At 54.2% G+C, this 20,874-nt stretch carries 15 protein-coding genes; 2 read left to right on the top strand and 13 right to left on the bottom strand.

Features of this window, described 5'->3' with window-relative positions; translation table 11 throughout:
- Window positions 1-35: 35 nt before the first annotated feature.
- The 7 genes from nqrF to QT231_RS13015 form a co-directional block, all read right to left on the bottom strand.
- Window positions 36-1,268, bottom strand: a complete 1,233-nt coding sequence (nqrF, locus tag QT231_RS13045; RefSeq protein WP_308337289.1) for an NADH:ubiquinone reductase (Na(+)-transporting) subunit F — start codon at window positions 1,266-1,268, stop codon at window positions 36-38.
- A 72-nt stretch (window positions 1,269-1,340) separates the two neighbouring features.
- Window positions 1,341-1,958: an NADH:ubiquinone reductase (Na(+)-transporting) subunit E gene (gene nqrE, locus QT231_RS13040; RefSeq protein ID WP_064233451.1), complete on the bottom strand. Its 618-nt coding sequence runs from the start codon at window positions 1,956-1,958 to the stop codon at window positions 1,341-1,343.
- 1 nt (window position 1,959) lies between these two features.
- Window positions 1,960-2,628, bottom strand: a complete 669-nt coding sequence (locus QT231_RS13035; RefSeq protein ID WP_308337287.1) for an NADH:ubiquinone reductase (Na(+)-transporting) subunit D — start codon at window positions 2,626-2,628, stop codon at window positions 1,960-1,962.
- Window positions 2,629-2,630: 2 nt separating this feature from the next.
- The gene (locus QT231_RS13030; RefSeq protein ID WP_308337286.1) at window positions 2,631-3,452 is read right to left on the bottom strand and encodes a Na(+)-translocating NADH-quinone reductase subunit C; all 822 of its coding nucleotides are present in this window, start codon (window positions 3,450-3,452) and stop codon (window positions 2,631-2,633) included.
- Window positions 3,452-4,678: an NADH:ubiquinone reductase (Na(+)-transporting) subunit B gene (locus QT231_RS13025; protein ID WP_308337285.1), complete on the bottom strand. Its 1,227-nt coding sequence runs from the start codon at window positions 4,676-4,678 to the stop codon at window positions 3,452-3,454. The genes QT231_RS13030 and QT231_RS13025 overlap by 1 nt, the downstream gene beginning before the upstream one ends.
- The gene (locus QT231_RS13020) at window positions 4,678-6,027 is read right to left on the bottom strand and encodes a Na(+)-translocating NADH-quinone reductase subunit A (protein WP_308337284.1); all 1,350 of its coding nucleotides are present in this window, start codon (window positions 6,025-6,027) and stop codon (window positions 4,678-4,680) included. Before QT231_RS13020 ends, QT231_RS13025 begins: the two co-directional genes overlap by 1 nt.
- A 319-nt stretch (window positions 6,028-6,346) precedes the next feature.
- The gene (locus tag QT231_RS13015) at window positions 6,347-7,801 is read right to left on the bottom strand and encodes a glyceraldehyde-3-phosphate dehydrogenase (protein WP_308337283.1); all 1,455 of its coding nucleotides are present in this window, start codon (window positions 7,799-7,801) and stop codon (window positions 6,347-6,349) included.
- Between the two features lie 231 nt (window positions 7,802-8,032).
- Here QT231_RS13015 and mfd point away from each other — a divergent pair, with 231 nt between their 5' ends.
- Both mfd and QT231_RS13005 read left to right on the top strand, forming a co-directional pair.
- Window positions 8,033-11,482 carry a transcription-repair coupling factor gene (gene mfd / locus QT231_RS13010; protein WP_308337282.1) on the top strand — a complete coding sequence of 1,150 codons (3,450 nt, stop codon included), beginning with the start codon at window positions 8,033-8,035 and terminating at the stop codon, window positions 11,480-11,482.
- Window positions 11,483-11,606: 124 nt separating this feature from the next.
- Window positions 11,607-12,782 (top strand): L,D-transpeptidase family protein, encoded by a 1,176-nt coding sequence (locus tag QT231_RS13005; protein ID WP_308337281.1) that lies wholly within the window; start codon window positions 11,607-11,609, stop codon window positions 12,780-12,782.
- A gap of 202 nt (window positions 12,783-12,984) precedes the next feature.
- Here the strand turns inward: QT231_RS13005 and QT231_RS13000 are convergent, their stop codons facing one another.
- From QT231_RS13000 to QT231_RS12975, 6 genes are all read right to left on the bottom strand, one after another.
- A complete protein-coding gene (locus tag QT231_RS13000) occupies window positions 12,985-13,248 on the bottom strand; it encodes an Lpp/OprI family alanine-zipper lipoprotein (RefSeq protein ID WP_022523170.1) in 264 nt (87 codons plus the stop codon).
- A 230-nt stretch (window positions 13,249-13,478) separates the two neighbouring features.
- A complete protein-coding gene (locus QT231_RS12995) occupies window positions 13,479-14,114 on the bottom strand; it encodes a L,D-transpeptidase (protein ID WP_308337280.1) in 636 nt (211 codons plus the stop codon).
- Window positions 14,115-14,268: 154 nt separating this feature from the next.
- Window positions 14,269-14,733, bottom strand: coding sequence for a 2-hydroxyacyl-CoA dehydratase (locus QT231_RS12990; RefSeq protein ID WP_308337315.1), 465 nt, complete (start codon window positions 14,731-14,733; stop codon window positions 14,269-14,271).
- A 46-nt stretch (window positions 14,734-14,779) separates the two neighbouring features.
- Complete coding sequence (locus QT231_RS12985; RefSeq protein ID WP_308337279.1) at window positions 14,780-15,241, bottom strand: DUF6586 family protein; 462 nt, start codon at window positions 15,239-15,241, stop codon at window positions 14,780-14,782.
- On the bottom strand, window positions 15,238-17,865 hold the full coding sequence (gene topA, locus QT231_RS12980) for a type I DNA topoisomerase (RefSeq protein WP_308337278.1): 2,628 nt from the start codon (window positions 17,863-17,865) through the stop codon (window positions 15,238-15,240). The genes QT231_RS12985 and topA overlap by 4 nt, the downstream gene beginning before the upstream one ends.
- 409 nt (window positions 17,866-18,274) lie before the next feature.
- Entirely contained in the window at window positions 18,275-20,869 is a 2,595-nt protein-coding gene (locus tag QT231_RS12975; protein ID WP_308337277.1) for a DUF3141 domain-containing protein, read from the bottom strand.
- Window positions 20,870-20,874: the final 5 nt, after the last annotated feature.

Below are 20,874 nucleotides of genomic sequence, written 5' to 3'. Positions count from 1 at the left end.
CCCGCTTAACGCTGCGCTCGAGTTACATCGAGTAATTAGCCACCGAAATCATCCAACAGGATATTTTCCGGCTCAACGCCCATATCCAGCAGTAGCTTGATAACAGAAGCGTTCATCATCGGCGGCCCACACATGTAGTACTCGCAATCTTCAGGCGCGGGGTGATCCTTCAGATAGTTTTCGTACAGCACGTTATGGATAAAGCCTGTCGGCCCTTCCCAGTTATCTTCCGGCTGGGGATCAGACAGCGCCAGGTGCCACTCAAAGTTGGGGAACTCTTCGGCTAGCTGGTCGTACTCTTCGTTGTAGAAAGTTTCACGCCAGGAGCGTGCACCGTACCAGAAGGTAATCTTGCGATCAGACTTCAAGCGCTTCAGCTGATCGAAGATATGACTACGCATCGGCGCCATACCCGCACCACCGCCGATGAAGATCATCTCGGCGTCAGTATCTTTAGCAAAAAATTCACCGAACGGCCCCATCACGGTGACCTTATCGCCTTCTTTCAGGCTAAAGACGTAAGTCGACATCAAGCCCGGGGGGTGGTCAGTGCCGGGAGGCGGTGTCGCAATACGGATATTGAACTTGAGGATACCCTTCTCATCCGGGTAGTTCGCCATGGAGTAAGCGCGAATCACTTCCTCGTTATTTTTGTGGGAAATTTTGAACATATCAAATTTTTCCCAATCACCCCGGTACTCCTCATCAATATCAAAATCAGAGAACTTGACATCGTAAGGCGGCGCGACAAGCTGGACGTAGCCACCGGCGCGGAAGGCCACTTCCTCACCCTCTGGCAGCTTGAGATTCAGCTCTTTGATAAAGGTGGCAACATTGGGGTTAGCAATAACTTCGCATTCCCACTTCTTCACCCCAAAGACTTCTTCAGGCACTTCTATTTTCATGTCCTGCTTGACAGGTACCTGACAAGAGAGGCGCCAGCCCTCTTTCTTCTCACGCATGGTGAAGTGCGACTCTTCAGTGGGCAGAATAGAACCACCGCCCTCTTCTACCCGGCACTTACACTGGGCACAAGAGCCACCGCCACCACAGGCGGAAGAGAGAAAAATACCGTTAGCAGCAAGGGTATTGAGCAGCTTACCACCGGCCTGCGTGCTTAAGGTATGCTCAGGGTCGCCGTTGACCTCGATGGTCACGTCCCCGCTACTCACAAGCTTACTACGCGCTGCCAGGATGATCGCCGTTAAGCTAATAACGATGACCGTGAACATGACAACACCGAGCAAGATGACTGTTGTATCAACCATGTCGGTTTCCTATTGCTGGAGGTTTTCTATTTCCCAGCGGTGTTTGGCACCGCTGGGAAAAACCGGCTGCGCTTAAAGCTGAATGCCCGAGAAGGACATAAAGCCCAACGACATCAGCCCCACGGTGATGAAAGTAATGCCCAGGCCTTGTAGGCCACCCGGCACATCGCTGTACTTCAGCTTTTCACGAATACCTGCCAGAGCTGCAATGGCCAGCGCCCAACCGGTGCCCGCGCCAAAGCCATAGACCACGGCTTCGCCAAAGTTATAGCTACGCTCAACCATAAACAGTACGCCACCAAGGATGGCGCAGTTAACGGTAATCAACGGCAGGAACACCCCTAGCGCGTTGTAGAGCGTCGGCACGTACTTATCAAGGAACATCTCCATGATCTGTACCAGCGCAGCAATAACACCGATATAAGAGAGCAACCCAAGGAATGAGAGGTCAATATTCTCAGCACCGCTGATACCGGTCCAGGTCAATGCGCCTTCCTGTAGCAAGAAGGTATAGACAAGGTTGTTAACCGGCACGGTGACAGTCAGTACCACAATAACCGCAATACCCAGGCCAATCGCTGAGGAGACTTTTTTGGACACCGCCAAGAAAGTACACATCCCCAGGAAGAAGGCCAGCGCCATGTTTTCAACAAACACCGAGGCAACAAAAAGACTCAGATAATGTTCCATGTTACACGGCCTCCTTGGGCTTGGTGTTTTCCTTCATTTTGAACTCATTATCTTCTACCTGCTCAGGGTTTACGGAACGCAGCACCCAGATCAGCAGACCAATAATGAAGAACGCCGAAGGTGGCAGTAACAGCAGGCCATTGGGAACGTACCAACCACCGTTTTGGATAGTCTGGAAGATGGTAATCCCAAATACGCTGCCCGAGCCCAGCAGCTCGCGCACAAAGCCCACTACCATCAGTACAAAACCGTAGCCCAGACCGTTGCCGATACCATCTAAAAACGAAATGCCCGGCGTATTGGACATCGCAAAGCCTTCCGCACGCCCCATGACGATACAGTTGGTAATGATCAGGCCAACGAATACCGAGAGCTGCTTGGACATCTCATAGGCATACGCTTTGAGGATCTGATCGACCACGATAACCAGCGAGGCAATAATCGTCATCTGCACAATGATACGGATCGAAGAAGGAATATGATTCCTGATCAAAGATACGAACAGATTCGATAACGAACTAACAAAGATAACCGCCAGCGCCATAACGAGCGATACGCTCATACTGGTGGTTACCGCCAGTGCCGAACAGATCCCCAGAATTTGTAGCGCAATGGGGTTATTTTGGAAAATCGGCGCCGTTAAAACGCCTTTTGCATTTACGTCCGCCATGATCAGGCCCCCTCAACGTCTTCGAAGTTGGTATCGGTCTCTTCGGCGTCTTCCGGCTCAGTACCGCTACGGAATTTAGCCAAATAGGGACCGAATGCTTCTTCGCTTAGCCAGAACTGCAGCATATTCGTCACGCCGTTACTGGTTAGCGTCGCGCCAGATAGCGCATCTACTTCGTATTCGTTACTGGCGCCACCTTTGGTCAGGTGAATTTCCGGTGAGAGGTCGCCCTCTTCATCGTAAATTTTCTTACCTTCCCACTGAGCTTGCCAGCGCGGGTTGTTAACTTCAGCGCCTAGACCAGGTGTTTCGCTGTGCTCGTAGTAGGTGATACTAACGATCGTATTGCCGTCACCTTCTACAGCCAGGAAGCCACGCATCAGGCCCCAAAGTCCTTGACCACGAATCGGTAGCACGATCTGTTCCGGGTCGTCTTCATCGCCAATCAGGTAAACTGTGGCGTAGTTTTCAACCCGCGAGAGACCTGCAATGTCCTGATCGCCTGAAAGCGTGCGACCCGAGGCGGGGTCACGAGCGGCCTCAAAACTATCGTAAGTATCAGGATCAAACTCGTCAGAGTATTCACCCGTATCCAGGTCAACGACCCGAGCGGTGATCTCTTCGCTAAATACCTTTTCAACGTCCATGCCTGGTTCGTAAAGCTTGGCAACGTTCAAGATATTAGTTTTACGATCGAGCTCCTGGTTAAGCTGCTGCATGGGTCGCAAAGCGACCGCTGCTGTCGAGACAATGACGGAGCACACAATACAGAGTGAGAACGCCACTATCAGGATTTTCTTGATGGAGTTGTTACCTTGTGCCATTAGGCAGTCTCCTCGGCCGGTACGCCGGTGCGCTTCACGCGACGCTTGATATTGGCCTGAACGAAGAAATGGTCAATCAGCGGTGCAAACAGGTTAGCGAACAGAATCGCCAGCATGATGCCTTCCGGGAAAGCCGGGTTCACAACGCGAATCAAGACGGTCATCACACCGATTAACGCCCCAAACAGCAGTCGGCCCTGGTTGGTCATTGAGGCTGACACAGGGTCAGTCGCCATGAATACCATACCAAAAGCGAAACCACCGATTACCAAGTGCCAGTACCACGGCATGGCAAACATGGGATTTGAATCAGAGCCGATCAGGTTAAACAGCGTACTGGTCACCACCATGCCCAGGAACACCCCCAGCATGATTCGCCAGGAGGCAATTCCCGTCCACAGCAGCACTGCAGCGCCGATAAAGATCGCCAGCGTCGAGACCTCGCCCACAGAGCCTGGCATAAAGCCCAGGAAGGCATCCCACCAGCTGAAGGCGTCGGTCAGTGCAGACATACCGTCCTGGAACGCCATAGAGAGAGGCGTGGCACCGGTGTAACCATCGGCAGCAACCCATACTGAATCACCGGAAATTTGCGCCGGATAAGCGAAGTAAAGAAATGCACGGCCAGTCAGCGCGGGGTTCAAGAAGTTCTTACCCGTGCCACCAAATATCTCTTTACCGATCACCACACCGAAGGTGATACCCAGCGCCACTTGCCAAAGCGGAATAGTGGCCGGAAGAATCAGCGCAAACAGCACCGAGGTAACGAAGAAACCTTCGTTGACTTCGTGGCCACGCTTGATTGCAAACAGAACTTCCCAGAAGCCACCGATAACAAAGGTGACCAGATAGATGGGCAGGAAGTAAGTAGCGCCGAGGACAAAGTTAGCCCAAAAACTGCTTGGGTCATGCCCACCTGCCAACGTCATCATAATTGCTTCGCGCCAGCCAGCCATAGAAGCGTAGCCTGCGTCAATGGCGGTGTTTGCCTGCCAGCCTGCATTCCACATACCGAACAACATGGCTGGGAAGGTACATAGCCAAACGGTAATCATGATGCGTTTCAGATCGATACCGTCACGCACGTGAGCAGTGGTCTTGGCCACGCTCGGCGGTGTATAAAAAATCGTATCCACCGCTTCAAACAGCGGATAGAACTTTTCGTACTTTCCGCCTTTGTGGAAATGCGGCTCGATATTTTGGAGTGTTTGTTGAATACCCATCATCAGGCCTCTTTCTCGATCATGGTGAGATTGTCACGCAGGATGGGGCCATATTCGTATTTGCCGGGGCAAACGTACGTACACAGCGCCAGATCCTCTTCGTCCAGCTCCAAACACCCAAGCTGCATGGCAACCTCAATGTCGCCCACGATCAGCGAACGCAATAGCTGAGTCGGCATGATATCCAGCGGCATCACCGTTTCATATGCGCCTACCGGCACCATAGCACGCTCGGAGCCATTGGTTGAGGTAGTCGGCGCATAGTTGCTCAGGCCTTTGATCTTGGAGATGTAGATACCCAAGACTGAGTGGCGATTAGCCCCCGGAGAGAGCCAACCCATAAACGTGCGCTTATTGCCTTCTTCCAGCAAACTTAGTTGATTGCTGAAGCGCCCAAGGTAAGTCAACGTACCTTCAGCGGCAAAACCAGAAAATACGGAACCAGAGATAACACGGGTGTCATCGGGTTTGATGACTTCACCTGCCAGGAGTTCATCCGTGCTGGCGCCGATGCGTGTACGCACCAGGCGCGGATTTTCAGCACGCGGGCCGCCAATAGCAACCACCCGGCTCATATCCAGCTTCCCTTCTACAAACAACTTACCGAACGCGATAACGTCCTGGTAGCCGATATGCCACACTTTTTTATGCAGTGCGACCGGTGAAAGGTAGTGAATATGAGTACCGACAAGTCCGGCTGGATGAGGGCCTGCAAAGCTTTCGGCTTTTACGCCGTCCACATCGCCACCCGGAATTGAGGCCTTTTCGCCTGTACATAAGAAGACGTTGCCCTCGGTTAGGCGCGCTAACACCTTGAGGCCATCCTCGAATGCCTGCGCCTGTTCATTAATGATCAGTGCAGGGTCAGGGCTAAGTGGATGAGTATCCACGGCGGTTACAAAAATATCGGCCGGAGTGCTGTCAATGGCCGGTGTGCGCGAGAAAGGACGGGTGCGTAAAGCAGTCCAGAGTCCTGACTCTACCAGTTGGTCGACCACGACCTGACGTTCAAGCTGCGCTAAGGCATTACGATCGTGAGCAGCGAATTCGACCGCTTCCTCAGTTTCATCGACTTTGATTACGACAGATAGTAAACGACGTTTTTCGCCACGGTTTATTGCAAGCACTTCACCGGCAGCGGGCGCTGTATAGCGCACACCATCAATTTTCTTATCGGTGAAGAGCAATTGGCCCAGTTTGACCTTATCCCCTTCCTGAACTTCCATGGTTGGCTTCATGCCAACATAGTCGGTACCCAGGATTGCCACGTGGCGCACAGACCGCGCATCTTCAATACGCTGCTCGGGCGCTCCCGTGATGGGGAGATCCAGGCCTTTTTTGACTTCGATCATAGTCTCGCCCAGTTGTTGGATCGGATATACGAAGGTATGGGGTTCGAATGCTTATTTTCTGCTCAGCGAATTGTTATGTTCTGCTCAGATTGTTACCAGTCCGGCCCAAGCTGCACTTGAACCACCCCGAAAAATCCCTCGCATTATAAAGATAAGCGCGTCCAATGACCACATCCCTGATGACCATCAAAAGTGCTATAGACATTAATAAAAGGCTTGAAAACGGAAAAGAAAACGCCACCCGGAGGTGGCGCTGAACGTTTGCTTGCTGCTAAAGGCTTGTAGGCGGGGCTTTCAATACGCTATTAACTAGCGAGAATTAGCGTGGCAGCTTTAAGAACCGCACGTTGGACATCTGCTGCAGAATACGTACGACCTGGCAGCTATAACCAAACTCGTTGTCATACCACACATAAATGACCGCATGATGACCGTTGGCAATAGTAGCTTTGGCATCAACAATACCCGCATGGCGGTTACCCACGAAATCCGACGACACCACTTCTGCAGAGTCTACAAAATCAATTTGCTTCTGATAGGCAGAATCAATCGACATCCGGCGCAGGTAATCATTTAGCGCTACGGTATCAGTCGTTTTATCCAGGGTCAGGTTGAGAATGGCCATGGAGACGTTGGGGATCGGCACGCGAATAGCGTTACCAGTCAGCTTACCTTCAAGCTCAGGCAGCGCTTTTGATACTGCCTTGGCTGCGCCCGTCTCGGTCAAGACCATATTCAGCGCCGCGCTGCGACCACGACGATCGCCCTTATGGTAGTTATCGATCAGGTTCTGGTCATTGGTATAAGCATGCACGGTTTCTACGTGACCATTGACCACCCCGTACTCATCGTTAAGCACTTTCAGCACCGGCACGATCGCGTTGGTGGTACACGAGGCGGCGGACACAATAAGATCATTGTCACCGATAGACTCGTGATTGATACCATAAACGATATTCTTGATATCGCCTTTGCCCGGCGCCGTCAGCAGCGCTTTGGCAGCACCTTTACACTTCAGGTGCTGACCCAGGCCCTCTTCATCACGCCAGATACCAGTGTTATCAACAATCACTGCGTTATCGATAGCGTACTCGGTGTAATCAATTTCGCTGGGCGAATCGGCGTAAATCACCTGAATAACGTTGCCGTTGACCGTGAGCGTGCGGGCCTCTGCATCAACCATAATGGTGCCATCGAAGGGCCCGTGTACGGAATCACGACGCAGCAGGCTGGCACGCTTTTCCAGGTCTTTGGCCACATCGCCGCGGCCGCGAACCACAATAGCGCGCAAGCGCAGCAGGTTGCCGCCCCCCGCTTTCTCCACCATCACTCGGGCCAGCAAACGGCCAATGCGGCCAAAACCGTAGAGCACCACATCTTGCGGCTCCCCAGTACTGGCACCCGGCTGATAGCCATCAATAATTTCGTGCAGCTCTTTACGCAGGAAGGCGTCGACATCACCACCGCCCTGATTCTTGAACATTACCGCCAGCTTACCCACATCCACATGGGCGGGGCCAAGGTTCAAAGCGACCATTCCCTTGACGATAGGGTAGGTATCCTCAACGGAGAGCTCAGTCCCTTCTATTTTGCGCACGAAGCGGTGGTCTTTCAGAATGCGAATGACCGACCGTTTAATAAGCGAACGTCCGAACATGGTGGCAACGACGTTATTCTGACGATAGAGCTGCCCTACTAATGGGATCATCTGCTCCGCCAAGGCTTCGTTGCCTTGCCATTCTTGAAAAACGTTTTCGAGCGCTTGCTGACTCACGTGCGGCCTCATCAGGTAGTGGGAACGGAGAGTGCATTATCCGGGGCAAGCGCAGTGGTCGCAATGAATGGATAGTCGCACAACATGTAGGGGTATTACAGAAATGTCCATTTCACTACAAAACGCCTTCCGGCACAGATTAACCCGCTACCTTAAGTCGCGGCACTCTGACTGAAACCGGTGATCGTGTATGATCTCTCTTCCGTTTCAGCGCAAAACGATATCTTGCTTATGCCGACATTCTCTCTGCTCGAACCGCCCCAGCCCCAAGGGACTCGCGATACGCTCTATTGGACATCGCCGACGGGTAGCGCGACTGCGCTGGCACTCTCACGCGTTGCTGTTCACGCCCCACTATTGGTGATCACTCCCAATACCGCCAGCGCGCAGCGTCTTGAACAAGATCTCTATTTTTATAGTGACGTACCGGTACTGCCCTTCCCCGACTGGGAAACGCTGCCCTACGATAGCTTTTCGCCCCATCAGGATATTGTCTCAGCCCGGCTACGCACCCTGCGCCAACTGCAAGACGGTGTACGCGGCATTGTGCTGGTGCCGATCAACACACTGATGCAGCGCCTGCCTCCGGTTGAGTACATTGCCGGGAGGGTAATGACGCTCAAAACCGGTGAACGTTTAAATCGCGAAGCGTTTCGTGAGTCGCTCTCCCGGGCGGGCTATCGCGCCGTTGAAACGGTTTACGAACCCGGCGAATACGCCATGCGCGGCGCGCTAATTGACCTGTTTGCCATGGGCATGGACGAACCGATCCGCATCGACCTGTTTGATGATGAAATCGATACCCTGCGCCACTTCGACCCTGGCAGCCAGCGCTCGACTGACAAACTGGAATCGCTAGAACTGCTCCCCGCTCACGAATACTCGTTAAGCCGCAGCGCTATCGCCTGCTTTCGCGAGCAGTTTGAGACCCTGTTTGACGTCGACCCGCGCCAATGCCCGCTTTACAACGACGCGCTAAAAGGCATTCCGTCACCGGGGCTTGAGCATTACCTGCCGCTGTTTTTCGAGCAGACCGCTTCGCTATTTGACCACCTAACCGACGACACCCGGGTAGCGTTACTGCCTGGGGTTTTTGAGGCGGCTGAGCAGCACTGGCAGTCGATCGACGCACGCTATGTCAATTTGGGCGTTGACCCAACCCGCCCGCTGCTGCCTCCGCACCGGGCGTTTTTTCCGGTCAACGATGTGTTCTCGGCGATTAAAGCCCGCCCGCGCATTGAACTCACCGAGGATAGCGAGCAGCGCCACGCACAGCAGCCTGAAGCTGCGCCGCTGCCTACGCTCTCTATCAATGCGCGAGCCAAGCAGCCATTGGCGGAAATATCGGCCTTTTTAAGCTCCCACGCCCAAACCCGAGTGTTGTTTGTGGCGGAGTCGCGGGGTCGTCGAGAAGCGCTGGAAGAGATCCTTTCGCCCCTCAAGCTCCCCCTCCCGCATACTGACAGTTTCCACGATTTTCTCGTTAGCGATCACACCTATGCGATTACCGAAGGCTTGGTCGACAGTGGCTTATGGCTAAACAATCCCAGCATTGCGGTCATTAGTGAAACCGAGCTGTTTGGTGACGTGGTGCGCCAAAGCCGTCGTCGCGAGAAAGCCACTGATGATAATGAATTAGCGGTACGCCACCTGTCGGAGCTTCGCGAAGGCGCTCCAGTGGTCCACCAGGCCCACGGTGTTGGCCGCTATTTGGGATTGGAAACGCTGGAGGCCGGCGGCCAGGCGAATGAATTCCTGGCGCTTTCCTATGCGGATGGCGCCAAGCTTTATGTACCCGTCGACAGCCTGCATATGATCTCCCGCTACAGCGGTGCCGGTGACGAATTAGCCCCGCTGCATAAACTCGGCTCGGATCAGTGGGAAAAAGCCCGCCGTAAAGCGGCCGAAAAAATCCGCGATACCGCCGCAGAGCTGCTGGACGTTTACGCTCGCCGGGAAGCCCAGCAGGGAGTGGTCTACGAGGCCCCTGGCGAAGAGTATGTTCGCTTTGCAAGCAACTTCCCGTTTGAGGAGACCGCCGACCAGCACGCGGCGATTGAAGCGGTCATCAGTGACATGACCTCTCCGCAGCCCATGGATCGCGTGGTGTGTGGTGACGTCGGCTTTGGTAAAACCGAAGTCGCCATGCGCGCGGCGTTTCTGGCCGTGCAGTCTGGCCGCCAAGTGGTGGTGCTGGTACCCACCACCCTGCTGGCGCGCCAACACTTCGAGAACTTCCGCGACCGTTTTGCCGACACCGCCGTCAATATTGGCCTGATCTCCCGCTTTACCAGCGGCAAAGAGGTCACTCAGACGCTGGAGAGCATCAAGAGCGGCCAAACCGATATCGTCATTGGCACCCATAAGCTGCTCTCAAAAAGCGTTGAGCTGCCCAAAATGGGCCTACTGATCATCGATGAGGAGCACCGCTTTGGTGTAGCGCAAAAAGAGAAGCTCAAAACGCTACGCGCTGAAGTCGATATTTTAACGCTGACCGCCACCCCGATACCGCGCACACTCAATATGGCCATGAGCGGTATTCGCGATCTGTCGATTATCGCCACACCGCCCGCTCGACGCCTGTCAGTTAAAACCTTTGTCCAGCAGCACGACACCAGCATCATTAAAGAAGCCCTGCTGCGTGAGATACTGCGCGGTGGGCAGGTGTATGTGCTACACAACGAAGTCAAAACCATTGAAAACAGCGCCGAAAAGATCCGCGAGCTAATCCCCGAAGCACGGGTAGCCGTCGCCCACGGCCAGCTCCCCGAGCGCAGCTTGGAGCGGATCATGTCGGACTTCTACCACCGGCGCTTTAACGTGTTGGTATGTTCGACCATTATTGAAACCGGCATTGATGTGCCCAGCGCCAATACCATCATTATCGAACGCGCGGACAAGTTTGGCCTGGCTCAACTGCACCAACTGCGGGGCCGGGTTGGGCGCAGCCACCACCAGGCTTACGCTTACCTGTTAACGCCACCGCCCAAAGCGATGACCCGTGATGCCATCAAGCGACTGGAAGCGATCAGCGCGTCGGATGATCTAGGTGCAGGCTTTACCCTGGCCAGCCACGATATGGAGATCCGTGGCGCAGGTGAACTGCTGGGGGATGAGCAGAGCGGCCAGATGGAAACCATCGGCTATACCCTCTATATGGAGATGCTGGATCGAGCCGTGAAGGCTATTCGGGCGGGTAAAACACCCAATATCGACGCTCCCTTCAATACCGGCGTGGAAATTAGCCTCAATCTGCCTGCGCTGATCCCGAGTGATTATATTCACGATGTGCAGCAACGTCTGGTGATGTACAAGCGGATAGCCAACACTCAGAGCGATAGCGAGCTTAAAGAGTTACAGGTTGAGCTTATTGACCGCTTTGGCTTGCTGCCCAACCCGTTGAAAAACCTGATTCGCCAGACCAAGCTTCGCCATCGTGCTGAGCAGCTTGGCATCAGCAAGATCGAGGCTGGGGAAAACCGCGGTAGAGTCCTGTTTAATAGCAGTACCCAGGTGGATCCGTTAACCCTGGTGAACCTGATTCAGACGTCTCCAAAGCACTACCGTTTGGATGGATCTGACACCTTACGGTTTGAATTACCAATGGAAAGTGTCGACAAGCGCTTCCAGCAGCTCGAAAACCTGCTTAGCACCCTTAATCAAAAAGTAGCGGCGGCGTGACGCTTGGGGCAAACTTGCCAGTAGCCATGCCCGGTTGGTAAATAACCGTTGGTTGGCAGCCGTAAACCAGCAACCGTGGCCACACAACGCGCAGCAGCGGTGAATTAACACATTAGGAACGACCATGAACATTCGCGATACCTTTTCCCTCTGGGGCCCCACCAGTCTGGCCGTGCTACTCACTGCCAGCCTGTTAAGCCCCGCTTATGCGCAACCGGCTGACGAGCAAGCCGACAGCCAGCCTCAAGAGCAGGTGCAAGAACAGCAGACACAGGAACAATCAGCCGAGGCGTCACAAGAGCAGGCACAGGAAATCAGCATCGACGCCGTAGACAGCGCCGCCCAGGTTGCTGATCAGGACGAGCTGCCCCGTGGCCACTTCCGCCTACCTGAAACAGGTGATGTGATTGGGGAGCGCTATACCGTCGTTGTTGAAGATCCCAAGCAGACGCTGATTGATATCGCCCGCCGTCACAACATTGGCTATGAAGAGATCCGCATGGCTAATCCGGGCGTCAGCCTATGGGTACCGGGGGCAGGCACCGAGGTAGTGATCCCCGCCCAGTACATCTTGCCGCCTGCACCGCGGGAAGGTGTTGTGGTTAATCTTTCTGAACTGCGCCTCTACTACTACCCCGCCGATAAACCCGGCATTGTCGAAACCTACCCGGTCAGCGTGGGGCGTGAAGAGTTCGCCACCCCTGTGGGCATCACTCGCACAACGGTCAAGGTTAAAGATCCAGCCTGGGCACCACCGGCCTCCATGCGTCGCGAAGCAGCAGAGCGTGGCGAGCCAGCCCCCTCAGTAGTTCCGCCCGGCCCCAATAACCCTCTTGGCGAGCACGCCATTCTGCTGGCCATGCCGAGCTATCTGATTCATGGCACTAACCGCCCCGATGGCGTGGGCATGCGCGTCAGCCGCGGCTGTATTCGTATGTACCCGGAAGACATTAAGTCGCTTTACGAGCGCTTACCCAGCGGCACCCAGGTCAACCTGATGGACGCGCCGTTCAAAGCGGGCTATGCAGCCGACGGCACGCTGTTTGTGCAGTCGTTCCCGCAGCTGGAAGAGAATGTAGAGGGCTTTGAGCCACTACTTAATGCCCTGGAGCGCGTCACCGAGCTGACTGACAGTGACGTTGAAATAGATGCTGAGCGGATTCAGCGTGCCGTAGAAGCCCCCGACGGCCAATTTATCGCCCTCTTTGGCCCACAGGCCCCCGAGCCAGAACCAGAACCCGTGGAGCTGATTGACGAACTTAAGCTCAGAGCCGCCACTGACGGCGATAAAGACGCTTAACGGCAGAAGCAAGTAAGAAGTCCGTAGTAACAAAAAACCCCGCCGAGGCGGGGTTTTTTGCGCAGCTAGTAAAATAATCTAATGGTTAGACGCTTTAACTTACAACGCCCTGCTTTCGATATCTTAGCTAACTACATTTTCTACACTTTCTTCCAGCAGCTGCTGAGAGAGTCTGGTGACTCCCTCAGCAGCCCAAGCAGAATTACTTCTGCATGGAGCGCTGGAACATACGGTTCATTTCTTCACGGTTCTGCTCAGACATCTGCAGAGCAGCCTGCGCATCGCGCTGGGCTTGGTTTGCAGTGTTCATAGCTTGTGAAGCCATGCTGCGAGCTTCTGCAGCGTCAGCCTGTGCAGATTCTGCAGTCATGCGAACTTCTTCCAGCGCGCTGGTAGAAGCACAACCAGCAAGAATTGCCAGTGAAGCGGCAGCAGCAGTCATCTTCAGAGTAGTTTTCAGAGTCATAATGTTCTCCTTGAGTCGTCCTTGGGTACTACGTTAAGGGTATGACAAACGTAAGGCTAGTCACTTACATTAGAATAAGTTCTTAGCTTAAATTTGTCTACCTGCGGTGCAGGTTCTTTTCAGTGACTTGTGCTGCAAAGCACGCAAGTCAAACGCTGTTTTATAATAGACCACAGCGGTTGTCTATAGCCACTTGTTTAAAACCTCGAACTTCCATCAACGGCGTTAGCTTAACGGATCACTACACGAGTGCCAACACCCACTAGCGCTACCAAGCGATCAATTTGCTCGTTGGTAACGGCGACACACCCTTGGGTCCAGTGGTAGCGGCCATGAATGTCGGGGTCTGCGCTACCCAAGCCGTGGATCCCAATCGCCCCACCCAGCGCGGTGTTTTGCGGCGGGTGACCATAACGTCGATAGTAGTCGAAGTAATCATCATAGTCTGTTTGGGAATAAATCCCTTTCTCCAGTGCCATTCTAGCGTGCACCGGCGTTGGGTAATCAATACCAATAAACGTACGCCATTGGCTTTCGTAATTAAAACGGTTGATATGAAACTCGCCCATGGGGGTCACGTTATCGCCACGAACCCGCTGAGTTTTAGCCCCAGCACGACCAAGTGATACAGGGGCAAAACGCTCCACCAGCGCATTTCCACGATACACGCTGAGAGAGGCCTCCTTATCGTCCACCAGCACCCACACCTCATTACTATGGCGCGGCACATGAGCGCGGCGAAGCATTGTTTCCACTAGGTCAGTGGGGGTGGGCTCGGTAACAATTGGCGCAGTGACAGCAGCGCTGGCAACGGCTGGAAAGCTCAGCGCCATGGCTAAAAATCGACGGCGATTAACTAAAAACATGGCAGCTCTCGAAACAAGTTAGCCTGTGGTTGACCGACTAGGCACATCTGGTGGCTGTTATACCTTATTCCCACATCTGCCGTTAGTAATTTCGTCATATACGCCGCTAACGCATCCCAAAAGCCATGACCCATAATCCACTGATAAAAACTCATCAAACGCCCTGCAACTCTTCCATACTGGCCATTATATGGCGTATTTCAGAATTATGCCCTTGAGCCAGAGCGTTGAAAAACTCCTCTTCAGGCTCAATTTTTGCCCGCGAAGCGCGATGTTCGTAAAGTGCTTGAAGACGTTGGTGAGCCGATGTTGCTGTTTTCATTGCGTCGTCTATTGAGCCAGCCACCGTTTGCTCTGCCATACGCTCCAATTCAGGTGGATGGGGGAAATCGCTCGAATCATCGAACCATAACTCCAATACCTCTGAATGATCAGAGCCATCATGAAAGAGATCTTCAAGGCCCGTTTTCATTTTCAATTCGCGACTGGCCAAGTAATTAAACGCCATTTGCAGGCGCTCATGATCAGCTTTATCAGCAGCTTGGCTGTACTGTTCCGCCATCCGCGCATGAAAACCCGCCGCCCATTCGATTAAATCTTTCACTTGGTTATAGCGCATCATGATCTCCTTTCTTGACTAATTGAGCGACGCCTAGATAAACATCTTACCACTCCAGGCTGGTCTCGCGCAGCGCGCCTATTTCAGCCTTGGCGGCCTGGAGTTTATCTAGCACTTGCTGACGTAAACCCGTCGGATTACCCACCGCAATCATAGCGGGGTTATGAACCATGCGCCGCGCCGCACCATCATCGCTATGCAGGCGCTCAAGCTGAACCATCAGCCAGTTCAACCAGCTCTCCGGCTGAGCGGCTAAATCGCGCAGACGCTGCAGCTCGGCTAACGCAGGGCCATCCTGGGCCAGTAACACTGTCCAACGGTGCTCTGGCAAGCGGGCATGTTCGGTAACTTCACGCAGCAGCGACTCTAACGCCAGCTCAAACAGCGCTAAAGCACTCTCTTCCAACGCCATCTGCCGCGCGGGGGCGTGCTCATCCTCCCCGGCAGGCGAAGTTGCCAGCAGCTCCGCTTGGTAGAGTAGCTGATTGGTGCGTGCCCGTGCATTCACTTGCGTTTGTCCTCCACATGCCACTTACCGCCCTCAAACATGGCCTTCCAACCAGTGGCCTTGCCCTCTTCATCGGTCATCACGTACTGCTCTTTACTCTTTCGCGAGTAACGAATTTGCGCTGGGCGGCCATCTGGGTCTTCGCTGGGCGCTTTGAGAATAAAGTGATACTTCTCAGGCAGCTCATCGGCATGGGCCTTCAGCTCTTTCACTAGCGGCGGTCGCGTTTCGCGATTTTTGGGAAACTTGCTGGCGGCTAAAAACAGTCCGCTCGCGCCGTCACGCAGCACGTAGTGGTCGTCAACTTTTTGACAGGCCAGTTCCGGCATCGGGATCGGATCCATTTTCGGCGGTGCCACTTCACCGCTCTTCAACAGTTTGCGAGTGTTTTTACATTCGCTATTGGTGCAGCCAAAATACTTGCCGAAGCGGCCAGATTTCAGCTGCATTTCAGAGCCACATTTGTCGCATTCGATAATCGGGCCGTCGTAACCCTTGATCTTGAATTTACCGCTCTCCACTTCATAGCCGTCGCAATCGGGGCTGTTACCGCAGATGTGCAACTTACGCGTTTCGTCGAGCAGGTAATTGTCCATCGCCGTGCCGCATTTAGGGCAGCGACGCTTGGCACGCAGCGCATCGGTTTCGGCCTCTTCACCTGCATCTTCAGCCACCGCATCTTCACCTGGAATCAGGTCAATGGTGGTTTTGCAGCGCTCTTTCGGCGGTAAATTATAGCCACTGCAGCCCAGGAAAACCCCGGTAGACGCCGTACGAATCTGCATATGACGACCGCAGCTCGGACAGTCGATATCCGTGGGCACCGGCTGATTAGGGCGCATGCCATCTTCGCTCTCCGCCTTCACCAGCTCTTCACGAAACTCACTATAGAAGGCATCTAGCAGCGCCTGCCAGTTACGTTCGCCTTCGGCAACTTCATCCAGGCTATCCTCCATGCGGGCGGTGAACGAGAAGTCCATCAAATCTGGGAAGGACTCTTTCAACCGCTCGGTGACGATATCGCCCAGTTTTTCAGCGTAGAAGCGGCGGTTCTCGAGTTTCACATAGCCGCGATCCTGGATCGTCGAGATGATCGAGGCGTAAGTAGAAGGCCGACCAATGCCCTGCTTCTCAAGCTCTTTGACCAGGCTTGCTTCGGTGTAGCGCGGCGCGGGTTTGGTAAAGTGCTGCTGAGGGTCGAGTGCTTCCAACGCCATGGGCGTGCCCTTAGGCAAGTCGGGCAGGCTCTGGTCTTCATTTTTCCCACTGGGCTTCATCACCCGGGTATAACCATCAAACTTCAGCACGCGACCTTTAGCACGCAGCTCATAGCCATCGACTTCCACACTTAGTGTGCTGGACAAGTACTCTGCGGGGGTCATTTGGCAAGCCACAAACTGACGCCAGATCAGTTCATAAAGACGCTCCGCATCGCGCTCCATACCGGCCAGGTCGGATGCCTTTCGCTCAACGCTGGAGGGGCGAATCGCTTCGTGGGCCTCTTGGGCGCTCTCTTTGCTGCTATAGCGATTAGGCGCTTCTGGCAGGTAGCGCTCGCCAAACTCTTCGCCGATATAACTGCGTACACCCTCCACAGCATCTTTCGACAAGTTGGTGGAGTCGGTACGCATATAGGTAATGTAGCCGGCCTCGTAGAGACGCTGGGCCATGGTCATGGTTTTTTTGACTGAAAAGCCTAACCGGCCGCTCGCCGCTTGCTGCAGCGTTGAGGTAATAAAGGGCGCCGTGGGTTTTGAGCTAGTGGGCTTGTCTTCACGGGAGGTAATCGCCAGCTTGGCTTTTCTAAGCTGTTCGATACGTGCCAGGGTGTCTTTTTCGGAGGTGGGCTTAAAGGCTTTGCCATCCTGACGAACCAGAGCAAAACGCACCAACTCGCCCTCGGGTGAGGCCAAATCCGCGTGGACATCCCAAAACTCTTCAGGGATAAAGGCGCGAATTTCCCGCTCGCGTTCGACAATCAGGCGTACCGCGACTGACTGCACGCGACCAGCCGACAACCCGCGCGCCACTTTCGCCCACAACAGAGGTGAGAGCATAAAGCCCACCACACGATCCAGGAAACGCCTGGCTTGCTGGGCTTCCACCCGGGGGATATTGAGCGCCCCAGGTGCCTTGAAGGCATCCTGAATAGCATTTTTGGTGATTTCGTTAAACACCACTCGCTTATAGCGGCTGTCGTCTCCACCAATGGTCTCGCGCAGGTGCCAGGCGATGGCTTCCCCTTCGCGATCCAAATCCGTTGCGAGATAGACAGCGTCAGCTTTCTCAGCCAGCTTTTTTAGCTCGGCAACGACTTTCTCTTTTCCAGGCAGCACCTCATAGCGGGCTTCCCAGCCGTTATTAGGGTCGATCCCCATCCGCCGAATCAATTGATCCTGGTTTTTACGTTTTTTATACGCTTCTTTCTCTTCCGCCGACATCTTGCGTGTCGCTGCGGCCTGGCGTGCGCGCTCCTTGGGGTCGGAGGCTGCCTTACCTGAGCCGCTGGTCGGCAGGTCACGAATGTGACCCACGCTCGACTTCACGATGAAATCGTTGCCGAGATATTTGTTAATCGTCTTCGCTTTCGCTGGCGACTCGACGATGACCAGTGACTTGCCCATAGTGCTCCACTTTCTTAATGCACGGGCTGTCTAGCGCGTGCTCTGAATTCGGTGCCGTATCGCCGGGACGAAACCGCCCATTAAACAAGATACGGATGAAAAAATGCGCCTACCCTACCCCAGCCCTTAGCGAAGCGCCAGTAACAACCAAGTCGCAGCGAGCATCCGGAGTTTTTAGACGTAGTTTGTCAACATAGTTTTTCAACACAGTTTGTCGACGTAGTATCTCGAAGTAGTATCTCGAAGTAGTATCTCGACTTAGCTTCTCGACTTAGTATCTCAAAACGGTTTTAGACAAAGAGTAGCTAGACACTAGACTGCCACCGGCATTCCAGCAACCCAAAAGGTACTGAAACAAACAAAGCGCCCCCACCAAATAGGCAGGGGCGCGATGATCTAAGGCACTGTTTTAGCGCTTAGGCGGCGTCTTTTTACGCCCAGCAGGTTTAGCCTTCGTCTCACTGGCCGACTCGCTATCCGCAGCCGCTGACTCCTTTGTAGACGTTGGCTCCTTAGACGTCGGCTCCTTAACTACGGACTGCTCCTCAACCGCTGGTGCAGGCTTAGCTGACTGGGCGGAGGAAGGCTTAGCCGTAGTGGCTTTTGGCTTATCAGCACTCGTTGGCTTCTGAGCGGCAGCAGGCTTGGCTGTCGCAGCCGACTTGCTCTCTGCTGGCTTGCTCTCTGCCGTCTTGCTCGCTGCTGGCTTGCTCTCGTCCGGCTTACTCTCTACCGACTTGAGGGGTCTTGCCTTATCAAACAGCGCTTTAATCTGAGCAAACCGATCAGCGGCATGCTCAGAAAGCTCGCCGCTGGCGGCAAACACATGCTCAAGGTGGCTAATATAGCCATCGATATCGGCGTTGCTGCTACCCGCCAGCAGAGTAGGCAGCGAATTTAACGCTTGCTCCCTATCCAGCTTCAAGATAAAGAACTGCTCGCGCACCAGGTTTTTAAAATCGCTCAGTTCGATACCCGGTTCCAGCTCTGCACGAGAGGCACGCAGCCGCTTAAAGTTACGCTCATCCGTGGCTGGGGCACCACCGAGTACGTAGATAAGCGAGCGCATAACCGCTTCATGGGCACTTCCCTGGGCAATTTTCTCGCGTAGCGCTTCCTGACGCTGTTCAATGAAGCGACGATGCTCGGGCTCAGCCCCAGGGCGGCGGCGATGCACATGGGCATCGCCATACAGGCCAACGGCAGCCTGCAGCAGCGGTTGACCGTAGATGTCCATAAACAGTTTTTCGGTGTTGCTATCGCGTAAATCGCGCATGGCGTTGAGACCGGCGACCAGTTGGTCAGACCCCATGGTTTCAAGCGCTTTAAACAGGTTGTCTTGCGGCACAGGGTGACGATTTTTGCGCACGGCTTCCGCCATCACCGGCAGCGGTACTGAAAGCGGGTTGCGGTCGGAGAGCAGCTTGTAGCCTAAACGGATCGGGTGCATACGACGAATAAAGCGGGCTGCTTCCGGCGTCATAATGGCTTTTAGCCAGGGCTGCATAAAGAGCCGATACAACCCCAAATTGATCTCGGATATTCGCGCCACGGTGGCAAAACGCCGATCATCCTCTGGCTTGTGCATGACCGCACGATCCAGCTCGGCAAAGTTGCGCGGCATAAATTCGAGCAAATAGTCACGCTCGAACAGCTCGGCATCTTCGCCCTTTTCGGCCGGTGATATGGACGTTTCGTACAAGCCTGGCGGCAGTACGTCAATGTAATCCATATTGGCAGTGAATTCGGTATGCTCTTTACGCGACACACTGCCCGAAACAAAAATACCCAAGTGGCCGGTGGTATCGTGCTGGCAATAGACGATGGTTTGCTCGTTCGCAATGATGTCATCTTCGTTTTCATACAAGTCACGAATCCAACCCAGGGCTTGAGGGGGCGGGGTAATATCGTCGCCACGCGAACAGAACACGACCACTGGTGAGCGCACATTACGCAAATCGATTCGACGCCCATCACGGGTCACCAACTGCGCGGTAGAGAGTCGATTGCCGATAAACAGGTTATCGACAATATACTGAATCTCTTCACCGCCCAATACGACGTGACCACCCCACCAGCGTTCAAAATCGAGGTAACGGCCAGCTTCGGTATCGATGTTGTCGTAAAGGTGATACTGCTTTTTCCAGTAGGTGTTAGCTGGATTGAGGCGCTCAAAGTTCTGCACTAACCAAGCGCCGTCAAACAAGCCATCGCCGATGTCGCTGGTGAGCGCCGTAATCCAGCTGCCTCCCGCCATACCACCGGTATAGCGCATCGGGGCTTTGCCATGTTCGCCAGCCCAGTAAGAGAGCGGTGCACCGGCAATCAGAATAGGGCCGAATACATCCGGCTCCAAGGCGGCCGCCATCATGATTTGCCAGCCCGCCTGACAATTGCCCACCACCATCGGTTTTTCAGTGGTTTCAGGGTGCAGCTCAATCACATGACGCAGAAAAGCGACTTCCGACTCGACCACGTCCTCAACGGTTTGTCCCGGTTCTGGAAATGGCAAAAAGCCAATAAAATAGCAGGGATGCCCCGCTTTAAGCGCCACGCCCAACTCACTGTCCGGCTTAAACCCACCAATCCCTGGCCCGTGGCCTGCACGGGGGTCTACCACCACAAAGGGGCGTTTTTGAAGATCAATCTCCGTCCCTTCGTGGGGCAGCACGCGCAACAGCTCGTAGTTGGTTGGCCGGGGTAGCGTACGACCATCCATCAGTACTTCAGTATCGAACCCCAACACATTCGGCTTGGTTTGCTCCATATGCTCTAGGTACTGATTACCGCGTTCGCGCATTACATCCAGATAGAGAACACTGCGCTCCATGCTATCGCGCCAGTACCCGAAGGCAGCACGGCCAAAGCCGAACGGGTCGAAAAAAGCTGAGATCGCCTCGCTACCGGGCACCGTGGTGGCGTCATTATGCTGTTTCGACCACGCGCTTGTAAAAGCGCTAACTGGGAACAAAGAGGTGGTCAGAGGATTGGCAAGAAAGTTCATAGGGT

The sequence above is a fragment of the Halomonas sp. SpR1 genome (genome assembly GCF_031010175.1).
Taxonomy (GTDB): domain Bacteria; phylum Pseudomonadota; class Gammaproteobacteria; order Pseudomonadales; family Halomonadaceae; genus Vreelandella.
This window is presented reverse-complemented; position numbering and strand designations above follow the sequence as displayed.